The sequence below is a fragment of the Clostridium sp. CX1 genome, from assembly GCF_025398335.1.
Taxonomy (GTDB): Bacteria; Bacillota; Clostridia; order Clostridiales; family Clostridiaceae; genus Clostridium_AM; species Clostridium_AM tanneri.
Genome location: NZ_JAODOO010000002.1, coordinates 310,161 through 327,022, shown reverse-complemented (window position 1 = coordinate 327,022; position 16,862 = coordinate 310,161). Strand labels below are relative to the sequence as shown.

Annotated in this window: 15 protein-coding genes; 12 read left to right on the top strand and 3 right to left on the bottom strand. The window is 32.3% G+C overall.

The window, feature by feature from the left end:
* Nucleotides 1-102: 102 nt before the first annotated feature.
* Both N4T77_RS03430 and N4T77_RS03425 read right to left on the bottom strand, forming a co-directional pair.
* The gene (locus N4T77_RS03430) at nt 103-1,500 is read right to left on the bottom strand and encodes an MATE family efflux transporter (RefSeq protein ID WP_261670340.1); all 1,398 of its coding nucleotides are present in this window, start codon (nt 1,498-1,500) and stop codon (nt 103-105) included.
* 142 nt (nt 1,501-1,642) lie between these two features.
* Nucleotides 1,643-3,733 (bottom strand): helix-turn-helix domain-containing protein, encoded by a 2,091-nt coding sequence (locus N4T77_RS03425; protein WP_261670339.1) that lies wholly within the window; start codon nt 3,731-3,733, stop codon nt 1,643-1,645.
* Between the two features lie 379 nt (nt 3,734-4,112).
* Here N4T77_RS03425 and N4T77_RS03420 point away from each other — a divergent pair, with 379 nt between their 5' ends.
* The 7 genes from N4T77_RS03420 to N4T77_RS03390 all read left to right on the top strand — a co-directional run bounded on the left by N4T77_RS03420 (nt 4,113) and on the right by N4T77_RS03390 (nt 11,721).
* The gene (locus N4T77_RS03420; RefSeq protein ID WP_261670338.1) at nt 4,113-5,048 is read left to right on the top strand and encodes a sugar-binding transcriptional regulator; all 936 of its coding nucleotides are present in this window, start codon (nt 4,113-4,115) and stop codon (nt 5,046-5,048) included.
* An 89-nt stretch (nt 5,049-5,137) separates the two neighbouring features.
* Nucleotides 5,138-5,536, top strand: a complete 399-nt coding sequence (locus N4T77_RS03415) for a cytidine deaminase (protein WP_261670337.1) — start codon at nt 5,138-5,140, stop codon at nt 5,534-5,536.
* Between the two features lie 214 nt (nt 5,537-5,750).
* Nucleotides 5,751-6,398 carry a deoxyribose-phosphate aldolase gene (gene deoC, locus N4T77_RS03410; RefSeq protein ID WP_261670336.1) on the top strand — a complete coding sequence of 216 codons (648 nt, stop codon included), beginning with the start codon at nt 5,751-5,753 and terminating at the stop codon, nt 6,396-6,398.
* A 212-nt stretch (nt 6,399-6,610) separates the two neighbouring features.
* Complete coding sequence (locus tag N4T77_RS03405) at nt 6,611-7,837, top strand: NupC/NupG family nucleoside CNT transporter (protein ID WP_261670335.1); 1,227 nt, start codon at nt 6,611-6,613, stop codon at nt 7,835-7,837.
* A gap of 24 nt (nt 7,838-7,861) precedes the next feature.
* Complete coding sequence (gene deoB / locus N4T77_RS03400) at nt 7,862-9,043, top strand: phosphopentomutase (RefSeq protein ID WP_261670334.1); 1,182 nt, start codon at nt 7,862-7,864, stop codon at nt 9,041-9,043.
* A 17-nt stretch (nt 9,044-9,060) separates the two neighbouring features.
* Nucleotides 9,061-10,362, top strand: a complete 1,302-nt coding sequence (locus tag N4T77_RS03395) for a pyrimidine-nucleoside phosphorylase (protein WP_261670333.1) — start codon at nt 9,061-9,063, stop codon at nt 10,360-10,362.
* A 249-nt stretch (nt 10,363-10,611) separates the two neighbouring features.
* Nucleotides 10,612-11,721, top strand: coding sequence for a ribose-phosphate pyrophosphokinase (locus N4T77_RS03390; protein WP_261670332.1), 1,110 nt, complete (start codon nt 10,612-10,614; stop codon nt 11,719-11,721).
* A 104-nt stretch (nt 11,722-11,825) separates the two neighbouring features.
* On the opposite strand, the gene N4T77_RS03385 is transcribed toward N4T77_RS03390, so the two are convergent.
* Nucleotides 11,826-12,935, bottom strand: coding sequence for a DEAD/DEAH box helicase (locus tag N4T77_RS03385; RefSeq protein WP_261670331.1), 1,110 nt, complete (start codon nt 12,933-12,935; stop codon nt 11,826-11,828).
* A 347-nt stretch (nt 12,936-13,282) separates the two neighbouring features.
* On the opposite strand from N4T77_RS03385, the gene N4T77_RS03380 reads away from it, so the two are divergent.
* The 5 genes from N4T77_RS03380 (at nt 13,283) to N4T77_RS03360 (ending at nt 16,782) form a co-directional block, all read left to right on the top strand.
* Entirely contained in the window at nt 13,283-13,435 is a 153-nt protein-coding gene (locus N4T77_RS03380; RefSeq protein ID WP_261670330.1) for a hypothetical protein, read from the top strand.
* 90 nt (nt 13,436-13,525) lie between these two features.
* On the top strand, nt 13,526-14,071 hold the full coding sequence (locus tag N4T77_RS03375; protein WP_261670328.1) for a hypothetical protein: 546 nt from the start codon (nt 13,526-13,528) through the stop codon (nt 14,069-14,071).
* 189 nt (nt 14,072-14,260) lie between these two features.
* Entirely contained in the window at nt 14,261-14,458 is a 198-nt protein-coding gene (locus N4T77_RS03370; protein ID WP_261670327.1) for a cold-shock protein, read from the top strand.
* 156 nt (nt 14,459-14,614) lie between these two features.
* The gene (locus N4T77_RS03365; RefSeq protein WP_261670326.1) at nt 14,615-15,829 is read left to right on the top strand and encodes an LL-diaminopimelate aminotransferase; all 1,215 of its coding nucleotides are present in this window, start codon (nt 14,615-14,617) and stop codon (nt 15,827-15,829) included.
* 161 nt (nt 15,830-15,990) lie between these two features.
* Nucleotides 15,991-16,782 carry an EFR1 family ferrodoxin gene (locus tag N4T77_RS03360; RefSeq protein WP_261670325.1) on the top strand — a complete coding sequence of 264 codons (792 nt, stop codon included), beginning with the start codon at nt 15,991-15,993 and terminating at the stop codon, nt 16,780-16,782.
* The last annotated feature ends 80 nt before the right edge of the window (nt 16,783-16,862 follow it).

Below are 16,862 nucleotides of genomic sequence, written 5' to 3'. Positions count from 1 at the left end.
GTTAAATTAAAAAATCAAAAGCCAATGCTTAAAAACTAAGCATTGGCTTTTAAATTAATATAATATTAGGAATAACTGTACTTAAATTTTGAAAGCTGCCAGCTATGCTGTAGCAACTCTTGCTTTTGTCTTTATAGGAATCTCTTCCTCCATTTCAGCTCTATTGCATTTAATATATACTATTGCAACTATGAAAGAGATAATGTCTGCAGCAGGATAAGCTGCCCAGGCTCCCAATACTCCAAGGTTGAATCCGTACACCATAATGTGAAGAAGAGGAATAAGAACTAGTATTTCTCTAAACACTGAAAGTAATAAGGAGGACTTTGCCATTCCCATTGCTTGATAGTAGTAAATTGCAATAAAGTATACTCCTACACAAGGAAATACTGAAATTACTATTCTAAAAGCGGCAACAGTGTAATTGATGATAGCTTGATCGTTAACAAATACTCCGATAATATCCTTTGCAAATATCATTGTCAGTGCCCATAGAAAAATTGATGTTATGGTAACAGATTTTATTGAAAGCTTAACTATCTCTTTCACTCTATGGTAGTTTTCTGCCCCATAATTATAAGCGGCTATAGGCTGAAGAGCTGAACTTATACCTATAACAGTAATGAATAAAATCATTGACACTCTGCTTATAAGACCAACAGCAACAATTGCAGTGTCTCCACCTATATTAACAAGTACCTTATTTAGTACTACGGATAGTATTGCATCGGATATTTCAACTATAAATGTAGAAAAACCAACAAGTACTATTCCTTTAGCTATACTTATATCAAATTTGCTTTCAAAGGTTAAATTCATCTGTTTTTTAGTTTCTATGAATTTCATAAGAGCATATGCAAAGGCAAATATTTGTGAAGCAACGGTAGCAATTGCTGCTCCTTCAACTCCAAAATTAAATTTAACCACTAAAAGGTAATTCATAAAAACATTGCATACTGCACCGATAGAAATGCTTGATAAAAGAACTTTTGTGTTTCCAAAGGCAGTTAAGATATAGGACATCAAGAACATTAACCCCTGAAATAGTGAACCTATTAAAATAATTGATATATATGCTTTTGCATAGGGAAATATATTTTCGCTGCTTCCTAATTTTATAATTAAACTATCTCTAAATATATATATTCCAACTGCTAAAAATACAATTATTAAAGTTAACACAATAAAGGCATTTGGAATTATTTTTTTAACTTTTGAATAGTCATTCTCACCACAACTTCTTCCAACTGCACTGGAAGTTCCTATTGAAACAAGCATTGCTATGGCAAGAAACAATCTCTGTACTGGAAATGCAATAGTTAATGCTCCTATTCCCAATGGTCCTATAACTTGACCTAAGAATACTGAATCAACCATATTATACATTTCAGCTACAAACAAGGACAGTATAGCTGGAATGGAGAACTTTAGTAACAGTTTTCCTATATCTTCTGTAAGGAAGTTGATTTTTTCATTTTTCCTGTCTCCATCTACTAACATAAACTTTCACCTCAAATTTTTTTATTCATACCTCTATTATAAGGTTTTCCTATAATTCCAACATTCACTTAGTTGCTGAACAAAAAGTACAAAGTTGCAGAAGTTCCATTATTCATAAACTGTGAAATAACAAAAAAACACCCTAAAAAAGGTGTTTTTGTACTTTTTGAAGGGTAATTAGTACAGCTCCATACCCTTCTATCTTTGATATTAAGTTATATACAGGCTTTTTCTTTGCAAAATCTAAAAATATTCTTGGTTGGGAGATATTATATAAAACCTCCATTTCTTCATCGGTAAGCCTTTTCGGTTTTCCCATAAGAGTCCAGTTATTAAAAGCTGATCCTGTTTCTTGCCCTATTTCATACATTGTTACCTTATAATCATATTGAAGGTTCTTAAGAGATAAAGATATTTCTCTTTCAGTAACAGTTTTTTTTCTTTTATGTTTTGCTGAGTTTTCATTTTCTATAATCTCATTAAGGTCTTCGCTAAAGCTGTAGATAAGAATCTGATAGTTATCTTCATGCCTTGTTACGATATAGCCATCCTCCTTCTTAATTAAAACATTTCCTAGTCTTGATAAAAAGTAATATGCATAATAGGAGGCTTTTCTTATACCGTTAAGGGTGGTTATGCCTGGTGAACCAAAGAATAATTCATTGCTCATTACAGAATTTTCTTCTACAGTATCATAGGCTTTTAAGAACAACATATCCTTTTTTTCATTTATGAAGTTATGGATTATATAAGGAAGCATGTAGGAAGTATCAAAAATAGAGTTTACTGTGGTATCTTCTTCAAAGGCTTCTTCTATTATGTCCTCTAATTCATACTTATCAAATATTTCTTGGGCAGCTTCAATATAATCCTGTGGGAGATCCTTTGCTGTTCTAAATCTCCAATTCTGGATTTCTTCAATACCATAGAGATCTAGAAAATATAGTATAAAACTCTCTAGAAGTCTTAAAAACAACTCTATTTCATCAAAGGTCTTATCCAATATAATCATGGGAATAAGCTTAATATCCACCATAAACTCCATAAGCTTCTCAACTTCATTCCAATTAAGAAAATCTAAGTTTTTATTAAAATAAATTCTCATATCTTTATGAAATAAGTACTGAACTATGCCGTATTTAAAACCTATGTTTTTTTGAATATCCTTTACAAAGCTTTGTTCTCTTTCCTTTAATAGTTCTATTCCATCTCCCAAGTTTATTATCTCTTTCCAGTAGTCATTAAGGTCTTCGCCTAGATTAGCCACATCCACATTTATCTTAATTATTTCTTTTTCGTAGTTAAATCTATCATAATCTTCAAGGTAGGGAGAAATGTAATCAATAGCCTCTTCTATATTAAGTTCTTCATACTTTTTAAATTTTTCATATTTCTTTTCAGGTATATTATTCTTTTTTCTGTACTGAAGAGGGGTTACATTATAATACATCTTAAAATACTTATTATAATATCTGGTATGAGAGAAGCCTACATCCTCGGAAATTTCCGATATTGTTTTTTCTGTGTCTAATAAAAGCTTAACAGATTCATGAACTCTGGTAGAATTTAAAAACTCCTTAAAATTAATACCTGCCATATTTTTTATTTCGTGAGATAGATAATAGGAACTTAAAAATTCACGTTCAGCTATATCCTGTAAGCTTATCTTATTCATATAGTTATTATAAATAAATTTAGATATTCTGTGATATCGCTCGAATTGTATATCATTTTCCTTTAAATCCTCTTCATCATATAATAGATAATGAAAGTTATTGACCAAATGAAATAATAACTTTACCATATGCTTTTCTATTTCTTCGTCATAATCATCGCTTTTCTGAATTGCTTCACAGGCAAGTATAGATAAAAATCTTCTTAAGACTTGATATTTTTCTTCTTCCTGTGCCCACTCCTTTGTTGAGTTAGTGTAAAAATAAATATTTTTCACGTCGTTGTAGTACTTTTCAAAGAATTCCACATCCATTTTAAATATTAGTATTTTATTATCTTCATCATCAGAAAATATTCTGTGAGGCTCGTCCTCGTTGATTATTTCAATTTCCCTTTCTCGAACCTCATAGGTTTCAGACTCTATCTGAACATATACGGTGCCTTTCAAAACAAATATTATTTCTATACATTTATGCCAGTGTAGTGGATATTCCTTAATGGTATTTAAGCTAATGTTAACTGGAAGTTCTTCCGTAAAAGTTACGTATTCCCTTCTCATAAATCATCCTCATTTCCTTAATTTAATAGTATTGTCATTTAAATTTTATCATATCTAGAGGTAAAAATGCTTTGTATTAAGAATAATTTAACTTTTTAACATATATGTTTTCTAAAAAGTGAAGTTGCTGATGTAAATAATTGTATTAAAAATCACTATAAGTTATAATGAATTTAAAATAATAGATGAATTTTATATTTAGTTATTTTTATGTATAATATTAAAAGGGATCTCTAAATAGATAGAGAAGTCTATAGAAGCTTTAAACTATAGTGGAAATAGAATTTGTAATCATTATTACTGCTTTACACTTTGCTTTATTATGCAAAGCACAATATAATAGTTCTAGAAAATAGCAAAAGGATAGGAAGTGAAAATTATGGATAATGAAAAGCAACAATTAAGTGTGGAAGTAGCAAGACTCTATTATCAATCAGATTATAGCCAGCAGCAAATTGCGACGCAGCTTGGCATATCAAGGCCAACTATATCAAGACTTCTGCAATACGCCAAAGAAAAGGGTTACGTTAGGATTGATATTATGGACCCCTTTGCTGATTTAGACAAGTTAGCTCATCAATTAAAGGAGAAATACAACCTAAGAGATGTTCGTGTTGTCTTTTCACCAACAGATGATCATATTTCTATAAGAGAATATATCAGTAAGGAAGCAGCAGAATATTTACAGGATACTATAAAAAATGGAGACATACTTGGAGTAAGTTGGGGAACAACTATGTATGAAGTGGCTAAAAGGCTTGTTCCGCAAAATGTTAAAGGTGTAGAAGTAGTTCAGTTAAATGGAGGTATCAGTCATTCGGAAGAAAACACATATGCATCAGAAACAACAGTTTTTTTCGCTGAAGCTTTTCAAGCAGTACCAAGATACTTACCGCTGCCAGTAATTTTTGATAGTGCCACTGTAAAACAACTGGTAGAGGAAGACCGCCATATCAAAAACACTATGGAAATGGGAGTTCAAGCAAATGTAGCAATCTTTACCGTTGGTGCAATTCATGATGAAGCACTACTTTTTCGTTTAAGCTACTTAAGTGAAAAAGAGAAGGAATTATTAAAGCAAAAAAGCGTAGGAGATATCTGTGCTCGATTTTTCGATGAAAAAGGTCAAATCTGTTGCGAACAAATTAATAGTCGTACTATAGGAATATCCTTAGATTCTCTTAAACAAAAGGAAAAGTCTATTCTAGTAGCAGGTGGTAAATATAAAGTAAGAGCGATAAAAGGAGCCTTAGAAGGAAAAAATGCCAATATTTTAATTACAGATCAATACACTGCAAAGAAGCTTTTAGAATAGAGGATGAACAAAATTTCATTTATATCTTTACAAATGTGCAAAAAACCTTTATTATAAAATCATAATCAATAGGAAAAGGAGTAATTGATATGGATTACAAAATGTTAGTTTCCAAGGCTTTTGAAGGAAGAAAGAATGCTTATGTTCCTTACTCTAACTTTAAAGTTGGAGCGGCAGTAGTAACTGAAGATGGAACAATATATACAGGTTGTAACATAGAAAATGCATCCTATGGAGCAACTAATTGTGCAGAAAGAACAGCAATATTTAAAGCAATGTCAGAAGGTCATAGAGAAATTAAAGCAATAGCTATAGTAGGAGTAGAAAACGACTACACTTACCCTTGCGGCATATGCAGACAGGTAATAGCAGAATTTGCTTCAGAAGATGTTAAAATAATCTTAGGAAAGAATGAAAACGAATTTATAGTTAAATCATTGGAGGAAATTTTACCAGGGGCTTTCACAAAGAAGGATCTGGAAAAGTAATGATATATTAAATTTAAAGCATACTATTGTAATCCTTTTCTTTATAAAAGGTTACAATAAAGTATGCTTTTACTTTTTTACCACTAAAAGATCTATAAATCATTGAATAATTTGTAAAATATTATTTTGAACAAATTTTCATTAATTACTTTACAAATGTTCAAAAAGGTTTTATTATATTACTATAATTTAAACAAGAAAGGGAGATATATAAATGAACATTGCTAAGATGATTGATCACACTGTGTTGAAACCGGATACAACAAAGGAGCAAATCCTTAAGTTAATAGAGGAAGCAAGAGAATATAAATTTGCATCTGTTTGTGTAAATCCAGTTTGGGTTAAGACAGCAAGTGAAGGACTAAAGGATACTGGAGTTGATGTATGTACTGTTATAGGATTCCCTCTAGGAGCTAGTACAACTGAAACAAAAGCTTTTGAAACAAAGGATGCTATCAAAAATGGTGCTACAGAAGTAGACATGGTTATAAACATTGGTGAGTTAAAGGATAAAAACGATGTTTATGTAGAAGAAGATATCAGAGCTGTTGTTGAAGCGGCAAAGGGAAAAGCCTTAGTAAAGGTAATTATTGAAACTTGTCTTTTAACAGAAGAGGAGAAAGTAAGAGCTTGTGAGTTATCTAAAAAAGCAGGTGCAGATTTTGTAAAGACATCAACAGGATTCTCTAAAGGTGGAGCTACTGTAGAAGATATTAGATTAATGCGTAAAACAGTAGGTGAAAATATAGGTGTTAAAGCTTCCGGTGGTGTTCATAACAAAGAAGAAGCTATGCAAATGATAGAAGCTGGTGCAAGTCGTATCGGTGCAAGCGCAAGTATTGCTATCGTTTCTGAAAATTAAGTAGTGGAATCTTTAGATAACAAATAGCTATTTATAAATACTACTAAGAGCAGCATCCAGTTTTGTGACAACCTAAGGTTTTAGAGTATAAATACAAAGCTGGATGTTAAAATTTATTTTTTTTATCAGTAAATATGAATAAAAATTTTTAGCTGTAATCGTTATATAATATGGTATTAATAAACTTATAGTTTATAAGGAGGAGCATTTGAATGAAATATATTATAGGAATTATAGGTTTAGTTGTTGCACTAGGACTTGCATGGATTGCCAGCAGCGATAAGAAAAATGTAAAATACAAACCTATTGTAACAATGATTGTTTTACAATTCATACTTGGATTTGCGCTATTAAATACAGAAGCAGGTAATATCTTAGTAGGTGGTATAGCAAGTGGCTTTGAAGTATTACTTAAATGTGCCGCAGAAGGTGTAAACTTTGTATTTGGCGGTATAGTTAATGATAACCAGTTTACATTCTTTATCGGTGTTCTTTTACCAATAGTATTTATTTCAGCATTAATTGGTATTTTACAACACTGGAAGATACTTCCTTTTATAGTTAAATATATTGGACTAGTTTTAAGTAAAGTAAACGGAATGGGTAAATTAGAATCTTATAATGCAGTGGCATCAGCTATTCTTGGACAATCAGAGGTATTTATATCAGTTAAAAAACAACTTGGATTATTACCAAAACATCGTCTATATACTCTATGTGCCTCAGCGATGTCAACAGTATCTATGTCAATCGTAGGATCTTATATGGTTCTTTTAAAACCTAAGTATGTTGTAACAGCATTAGTATTAAACCTATTTGGTGGATTTATTATAGCTTCAATTATAAATCCATATACTGTAACAGATGAAGAAGATATTTTAGAAGTTGAACAAGAACAAGCATTAGCAGAAGCTGCTATAACAAGTGATTCTCAAGTTAAGCAGAAACAAACATTCTTCGAGGTTCTTGGAGAATATATTATGGATGGTTTCAAGGTAGCAGTTATAGTTGCAGCTATGTTAATTGGATTTGTAGCAATAATAGCTATGGTTAATACAATGTTCAAAGGAATATTTGGTATTTCATTCCAGGATATGCTGGGATATGTATTCTCACCATTTGCATTCTTAATGGGAGTACCTTTAAATGAGTCAATAGGAGCAGCAAGCATAATGGCAACTAAATTAGTATCTAACGAGTTCGTTGCAATGAACCTATTAGCAGGTGGAACTATTCAGTTATCAGCAAGAGCAACAGCCATTGTTTCAGTATTCTTAGTTTCTTTCGCAAACTTCTCATCTATAGGAATTATTGCAGGAGCAGTAAAGGGACTTCATGAAGAACAAGGAAACGTAGTTGCACGTTTTGGTTTAAAATTACTATATGGTGCAACTCTAGTAAGTGTATTAACAGCAACTATTGTTGGATTAATCGTATAAAGTAAAAGAAAGAAGGAATTAATAATGAAAGCTTTTAAAAGGATACATGTCATTGTTATGGATTCAGTAGGTATTGGTGAGTCACCAGATTCAAAGGAATTTGATGACTTAGGTGTCAACACATTAGCTCATATTGCTGAAGCTAAAAATGGACTTAATATGCCTTATATGGCTGAGTTAGGGTTATCTAATATTCATGACATTAAAGGTGTAGAAAAAGCTATTCATCCAAAGGCTTACTTTGGAAAGATGCAGGAACTTTCCTGTGGAAAAGACACAATGACTGGCCATTGGGAAATGATGGGCCTATACATCGATACACCTTTCCGTGTTTTCCCAGATGGTTTTCCTCAGGAATTAATCGAAAAAATAGAAACTTTCTCTGGAAGAAAAGTTATCGGCAATAAACCAGCTAGTGGAACAGAGATTATAAAGGAATTTGGTGAAAGACAACTTGAAACAGGAGAACTAATAGTATATACCTCTGCAGATTCAGTACTTCAAATAGCTGCCAATGAAGAAATTATACCTTTAGAGGAGCTGTATAAAATCTGTGAGTATTGCCGTAAAATAACTCTAGAAGAGCCTTATACACTTGGAAGAATTATTGCTAGACCATTTGTGGGAAGATCTGTAGATACTTTCAAGAGAACTTCTAATCGTCATGACTACGCTTTAAAGCCTTTTGGCGATACAGTAATGAATTATCTGCAGCAGGCTAACTTAGATTCTATTGCTCTTGGAAAAATCTCAGATATATTTAATGGAGAAGGTGTAACAAGATCAATTAAAACTGTTTCTAACATGGATGGAATGGATAAATTTATTTCCTTACTAGATGAAGACTTCCAGGGCATCAGTTTTCTTAACTTAGTAGATTTTGATGCGGCTTATGGACATCGTCGTGATCCTATTGGTTACGGAGATGCTTTAGAGGAATTTGATGGAAGATTACCAGAGGTCTTTGAAAAATTACAGGAAGATGATCTGCTTATAATTACAGCAGACCATGGAAATGATCCAGCTTACAAGGGAACAGATCATACAAGGGAGTTTGTACCATTACTTGCTTATTCCAAGAGATTTAAGGAAGGAAAGGAATTAGGGGTACGTAAAGCCTTTGCTGATATAGGAGCAACAATCTCAGACAACTTTAATATACAAATGCCAAAGTATGGCGAAAGCTTTTTACAAAAATTAATATAAAAAGGTGGTATGAAAAAATGAGAATGGTAGACATAATTGCAAGAAAACGTGATGGAAAAGAATTAACAACAGAAGAAATCAAATTTTTCATAGAAGGCTATACTAAAGGAACAATTCCTGATTATCAAGCAAGTGCTTTAGCAATGGCTATATACTTCCAAGATATGAATGACCGTGAAAGAGCAGATTTAACAATGGCAATGGTTAATTCTGGAGAAACTATTGATTTATCAGCAATCGAAGGTATAAAGGTAGATAAGCACTCAACAGGCGGTGTTGGTGATACAACAACTCTTGTTTTAGCACCACTTGTAGCTGCACTAGATGTACCAGTAGCTAAGATGTCTGGTCGTGGTTTAGGTCATACTGGAGGAACTATTGATAAGTTAGAAGCTATTGAAGGTTTCCATGTAGAAATCACTAAGGATCAGTTTATTGAATTAGTTAACCGTGATAAGGTTGCTGTAATTGGTCAAAGTGGTAACTTAACTCCAGCAGATAAGAAGTTATATGCACTTCGTGACGTAACTGGAACTGTTAACTCAATTCCTTTAATTGCAAGTTCAATAATGAGTAAAAAAATTGCAGCTGGAGCTGATGCTATAGTACTAGACGTTAAAACTGGTGCAGGAGCATTTATGAAAACTAATGAAGATGCAGAAGCTTTAGCTCGTGCAATGGTTAAAATAGGTAACAACGTAGGAAGAAACACTATGGCAATAATTTCTGATATGTCACAGCCATTAGGATTTGCTATTGGTAACGCTCTTGAAGTAAAAGAAGCTATTGATACTTTAAAAGGAGAAGGTCCAGAGGATTTAACAGAACTTGTTTTAACTCTTGGAAGCCAAATGGTTGTATTAGCTAAAAAGGCAAGTACATTAGAGGAAGCAAGAGAAATGCTTGTTGAAGTAATGAAAAATGGTAAAGCTTTAGAGAAGTTCAAAGTATTCTTAAAGAACCAAGGTGGAGATGCATCTGTTGTAGACAGTCCAGAAAAGTTACCACAAGCAAAATATATAATTGAAGTTCCAGCTAAGGAAAGTGGATATGTTTCTAACATTGTAGCTGACGAAATCGGTGTGGCAGCTATGATTTTAGGTGCAGGAAGAGCTACAAAAGAAGATGAAATTGATTTAGCTGTAGGATTAATGTTACGTAAAAAAGTAGGCGACAAGGTAGAAAAGGGAGAAAGCCTTGTAACTATTTACTCAAATCGTGAAGATGTAGCAAGCGTAATGGATAAGATTTATGCAAACATTTCTATAAGCAGTGAATCAGTAAATCCAGTGTTAATCCACAAAATAATTACAGAATAAGCATATTTATAAGCAGTAGGACTTTAAAAAACCTACTGCTTATTTTTATAGGTTAAAGGAGTTAAATTAATACTAGCCTACAGATATAGGTAACTAAGATAACCTGTTATATAAATATGTAATAATATATAGATTCAGGTATCCAGTATAATTTCTTGCATAAACATATAATTATGTATAGACATAAATAGCTAAGATAACTTATAATATAACAGGAAAATAGCAGTACTTTAAGAAAAGAGGATTGAGATGGATAATATTACAAACCCTTTATTTAATGGTGAATTAGGTATAGTAGCATTAGAAAGCTGTAGAGAACTTGGAGAAAAAATAAATTACCATATTAGAGAAAAAAGAGATGAAGATAAGTCCTATTTAATTAAAAGTGAGAACATAAGATTTTCTAATGGTGAAGGAAAAATAAAATTAGAAGAGTCTATAAGAGGAAAAGATGTATACATACTTTGTGACGTTGGAAATTATAGTATAGAGTATAAAATGTTTGGTTTTATGAATCACATGGGACCAGATGAACACTTTCAAGATATTAAGAGAACGATTTCTGCAATTAGAGGAAAGGCAGAAAGAATTACGGTAATAATGCCCCTGCTATATGCATCAAGACAGCACAGAAGAAAAGGAAGAGAATCCCTTGATTGTGCAATGGCTCTGCAGGAATTAGAAAGGCTAGGAGTACATGAGATAATAACCTTTGATGCTCATGATCCTAATGTTCAAAATGCTATTACACTAACTTCTTTCGAAAATCTGTATCCTACTTACGATATAGTTAAGACTTTCATAAAGGATGAGGAAGATTTAGAGATAGACAAGAACAAGATGATAGTTATAAGTCCAGATACCGGTGCTATGGATAGGGCAATTTACTATTCCAGTGTATTAGGGGTAGACGTAGGCTTATTTTATAAAAGAAGAGATCACTCAAGAGTTGTAAATGGTAAAAATCCTATTGTAGAACATGAGTATATGGGAAGAGATGTGGAAGGCTGTGATGTATTAATTGTTGATGATATGATAGCCTCAGGGGAATCTGTATTTGACATTGCCTTAGAGCTTAAGAAGCGTAACGCAAAAAATGTCTATGTAGCAGCTACCTTTGCTTTCTTTACTGAAGGAATAGAAAAGTTCGAGAGATTTTATAGAGAAGGAATAATAAAGAGGGTTTATTCAACAAACCTGACTTATATACCTCCACATGTAAAGGAAGCGGAGTGGTTTAGAGAGGTAGATATGTCTTTCTTTATTGCAATGGTTGTAAATAAATTGAACTATAATAAATCTATATCTTCTTATTTAGATGCCACTAGGGTTATTGAGGAATTATTAAGTAACAAGTAAAATGTTGTTTAGAGGGGCTGTCTCAAAATGTGTGAAAACATAAGAGAGAAGCCCTTTCTCTGTTTGAAGCTATTATTGAAAAATGGACTTACAGAAAATAAATCTTATAAATCTAACTCTCTTCTAGGAATTTTAAATTTTATAGACTTCTCTATCTCCTCTAAAGTCAATTTATCCTTTGGATCTATGAAAAGACAAGTGTAGCCACTTTCTCCAGCTCTTCCAGTTCTGCCAATACGATGTATATATGACTCTACGCTTTCAGGAATATCATAATTGTATATATGACCCACTCCGCTTATATCTAAACCCCTAGCTGCCACATCTGTAGCTATTAAATATTGAATGTCTGCGTTTCTAAAGGCTTTCATGATTCTTTCACGTTTTGACTGAATTATATCACTATGCAATTTTTCACAGTTATATCCACGTCTATGTAGAGCCATTTCAAGGTCATCTACTCTTCTTTTAGTTCTGCAGAATATAATAGCCATAAAGGGATTATCCTCATCTAAAACCTTGCATAAAGCATCTTGCTTTCTTCTGTCTGTAGTTTCAACAACATGTTGCTGAATACTGCTAAGAGTAACTTCTTCTTTTTCTACAGTAACTGTTAAAGGGTCCTTCATATATCTATAAGCTAATTTTTTAACCTCTGAATTCATAGTGGCAGAGAAGCACAGTGTCTGACGCTTTTTGTTAGTCTCTTTTATAATAGCTTCTACTTCGTTTTTAAAACCCATTAATAGCATTTGATCTGCTTCATCTAGCACTAAGGTTTTTAACTTAGTAAGATCTACTGTCTTTCTGTCCAGATGATCTAAAAGTCTACCAGGAGTGGCAATAATTAGGTGAATGCTCCCACTTAGTTTTTTTAGCTGGGAACCTATATCTTTACCACCATAGGCTGCTAATATATTTATATCTTTAGCCTCCTTAAGTTTCATAGCTTGTTCTGTTATTTGAATAGCTAACTCCCTTGTTGGAGATACAATCAATGCTTGAACTGAGTTTACTTTAGGTGATATATTTTCAAAAATAGGAATCAAAAAGGCAAGGGTTTTCCCTGTACCAGTTTGTGCCTCTGCTATAACATCTCTTCCTTCTTTAATAGGGATGATACTGTCCTGTTGAACTGCTGTTGGTGTAGTAATACCTGTGTGCTTTAGTACGTTTATAATATCTGCACTTATTCCTAATTCGTTAAAATTCATTTTTTCATACCTTTCATCGTTAATTTATATTTACTTCAACTAAGTAACTTGGCTGTAATTTAATGCTAATAGTTTTATAGTATGGAGGTTCTTATAAGCCATTAACAGTATTATTATACATTAGAGAGGCAAATATTAATATAGAGGATTAGTAAAAGCTATCAATTTATGAATATTTACATAAGCATTTGAAAATAATAACATCATATTGTAGATTATAAATTTTAATATAGAATAAATTTGCATTGCAAGTTTATAGGTATAGTGATACAATATCTTTAATGGTAAAGATAAAGTCTAAAACATCTTAATGAATACTGTAAAATAAATTAATGGTGGTGAAGATTATGTTAGCTTGTAATGAAAAAGGTTCTACATTTGGAATGGATTCTAATATGTATAAACACATTAAAGGTGAACATAGTATTGCTGCTGTGAGCTGTGTAGTTTTTGGAAGGATTAATATAGAATTAAATATAATTTTAGTTAATAACACCTAGAAAGTAGATTGTACTTTCTAGGTGTTTTCTTTTTAAAAATTTTGTTGTAAAGCTAGTAAATTATATGAAATTACAAGGAGGATTTAACTTATGAATCAAGGTGAAATTATAATTAAGGGAATACCTGTAAAGGCAAATAGATTGGACAGTGGAGATGTTAATTTACTATTTAAAATAGGTACCTATGATGAAAAGGAATCCGTTTGCAGAGTAATTGTTAAAAAGGATTATTGGAAAAATGCATCAACGGGTATGAAGGATGTAAACTACTTTGTCATTAAAGGCAAATTGAAGGCTTGCGTAAATAGCAAAGGCGTTCCCTTTATAGCTGTAGAGGCATCGTCGATAAAAATATTTAATTTACCAAAGGATAAGGATGGAGAGATAGATTTAAATTATGAATTACCAACGGGAACAGATGAGATAATAGATATCTCAAGGATAGTAAATGATAACGAGGACTTATCTGTAAAACGTGCAAAAAACAAGGCAATAAGCTATATGAAAAATAATAACAAGTTTAATAAGCCAATTACAGTAAGAAAAGAAACTATGGTTATGGTATCAGGTCAGGATCAATATGCAGCAGCGAAGGAGTTAGGAATAAGTAATGTTCCTGTTACCTATGTAGATTAGTAGAAAAAACCACTTGATTTATATAATAAAGAGTGATATAATATAAAAATCGCTTAAGCAAATCGTAATTAATTTTAACACAATTATATTTCAGTTAGTACTTATTAAAAAATAGTATTATAATATCGAAATTTTATTTGTGGATTATTACAAAGAGTTTAAGAAAAATAAAATTTCGGAGGTACAGTCATGAAAGGTACAGTTAAATGGTTTAATTCAGAAAAAGGATTTGGATTTATTACAGGAGAAGATGGAAAAGACATTTTCGCACACTTTTCTCAAATAAATTCTGATGGATTTAAAACACTTGTAGAAGGTCAAGAAGTTTCTTACGACGTAGTTGAAGGACCAAAAGGACCTCAAGCAGAAAATATTACAGTTATCTAATTAGTGAATATTTTACCCCTTAAATAATATGATTATTTAAGGGGTTTTTAATTGTTTAATAATATAATAATGAAACTATGCCTCCTGTAGAAGATAGTGCCATAACAGAGATTTGTTGAATATAATGATGTTATAGTGCAGCAAGGAGGCTTTATTATGTACAAGATTAACGATAACTATTTGAAGTTGCCAGAAGGCTATATTTTTTCAACAATAGCAAAGCAAGTAGCTAGCTTTAAGGAGAAAAATCCTGATAAGAAAGTTATTCACCTGGGGATTGGCGATATTACTCAGCCCTTAGCACAAAACATCATTAATACATTACATGAAGCCGTTGATGAAATGTCACATATAGAAACTTTCAAAGGATATGGACCGGAACTTGGTTATGAGTTTTTACGTGATGCCATCGTAAAGGGGGATTACAAATCTCGAGGAATTGATATTTCAATAGGGGAGATATTCGTAAGCGACGGCATAAATTCCGATGCAGGTAATATTCAGGAAATATTTAGTGTGGATAATAAAATTGCTGTTTGTGATCCTGTGTACCCTGTATATATAGATACAAATGTAATGGCTGGAAGAACGGGAAACTACGATAGAATTACAAAAAGATGGAGCGACGTTATCTATTTGCCATGTACTCCAGATAATAATTTTGTGCCAGAGCTTCCAAAGGAAAGACCAGACATTATTTATCTTTGTTTGCCTAATAATCCAACAGGCTCAACGCTTACAAAGAAACAGCTGCAACTTTGGGTTGATTATGCTAATAAAATAGAGGCCATTATTATATATGATGCAGCCTATGAGGCATATATTTCTGAAGACAATGTACCTCATTCCATTTATGAATGTGAGGGTGCTAAAAACTGTGCTATTGAGCTGAAGAGTTTTTCAAAAAGTGCTGGTTTTACAGGTGTAAGACTTGGCTATACAGTTGTTCCGAAGGCTTTAAAATGTGGTAGTGTTTCGCTGAATGCACTTTGGGCTAGACGGCATGGAACAAAATACAATGGTGCGCCATATATTATTCAAAGAGCTGGAGCGGCAGTTTACTCTAAAGAGGGAAGAGAAGAGATAAAAAAGCAAGTGAATTACTATATGAATAATGCAAGGTTAATCCTTAAAGGATTAAAGTCGGCAGGTTATTCTGTCTATGGTGGTGTAAACGCACCTTATATTTGGTGGAAAATACCAAAAAACATAACCTCCTGGGAGTTTTTCTACTACCTATTAGAAAATGCCAATATTGTAGGTACACCAGGAATTGGATTTGGTCCACAGGGAGAAGGATATTTCCGCCTTACTGCCTTCGGTACTTATGAAAATACCTTAGACGCCATGGAAAGAATTAATAAACTTTAAAAGAATAGAGTTCTAAAGGTCAATGCTCAATAAAACTTGAGCATTGACCTTAAACTTTCTGTGAAAAAATGTTAAAAAGCTTTTTAGATTATAGCAAAAATTCACACCTATTTATGATAAAATATAATAATTATAAAGTATAAGAAAAAAGAGGGGATAATATGATATTTTATTTTTCTGGAACGGGGAATTCACTGCAAGTAGCCAAAAGCATTGCGGAGGATAACGATGATAGGCTAATATCTATAGCAGCAGAAATGGGCAAAAAAGATGCTGACTTCAATTATACTCTAAAGGATAATGAAGTTATAGGTTTTGTATATCCAGTGTACGCTTGGGCACCACCGAAGATGGTTATTGAGTTTATTGAAAAACTAAAACTTAATAATTATAAAGATAACTACATTTTTTCTGTAGCAACCTGTGGGGCAAATATAGGAAACACTATGAAGGTTTTAGGTGATGCCTTAAGGAAAAAGAATTTAAATTTAAATAGTGGCTTTTCTATTGAAATGCCTAACAACTACATTATCATGGGTAATGTTGACTCAAAGGAAATAGAGAAGAAAAAGCTTTTAGCTGCAGAAGAAAGCTTAAAAAATATAAACAAAGTTATAAAGGAAAGAAAGAAGAATGTCTTTCAAATTACTAAGGGAGCTATGCCAGGTCTTTTAACCGGTGTTATCAATCCTCTATTTGCTAAAGGTGCTGCTAATACTAAAAAGTTTTATGCAAAGGATAATTGCACAGGCTGTGGTATTTGCGAAAGTGTATGTAACTGCAAAACTATAAAGGTAGAGGGAAAACCTAAATGGGGAAAAGTCTGTACTCAATGCCTAGCCTGTATTCATCTTTGTCCAGTTGGAGCTATTCAATATGGTAAAGGTACAGAGAGTAAGGGAAGATACAAAAATCCTAATATTACTGTAGAGGAAATGAAGGTAAATAGTTAATGGAATTGTAATTAAGTATACTTAAATATACTGTATGAAAAACCAATGCTTAATAGGACTAAGCATTGGTTTGCTGTTTT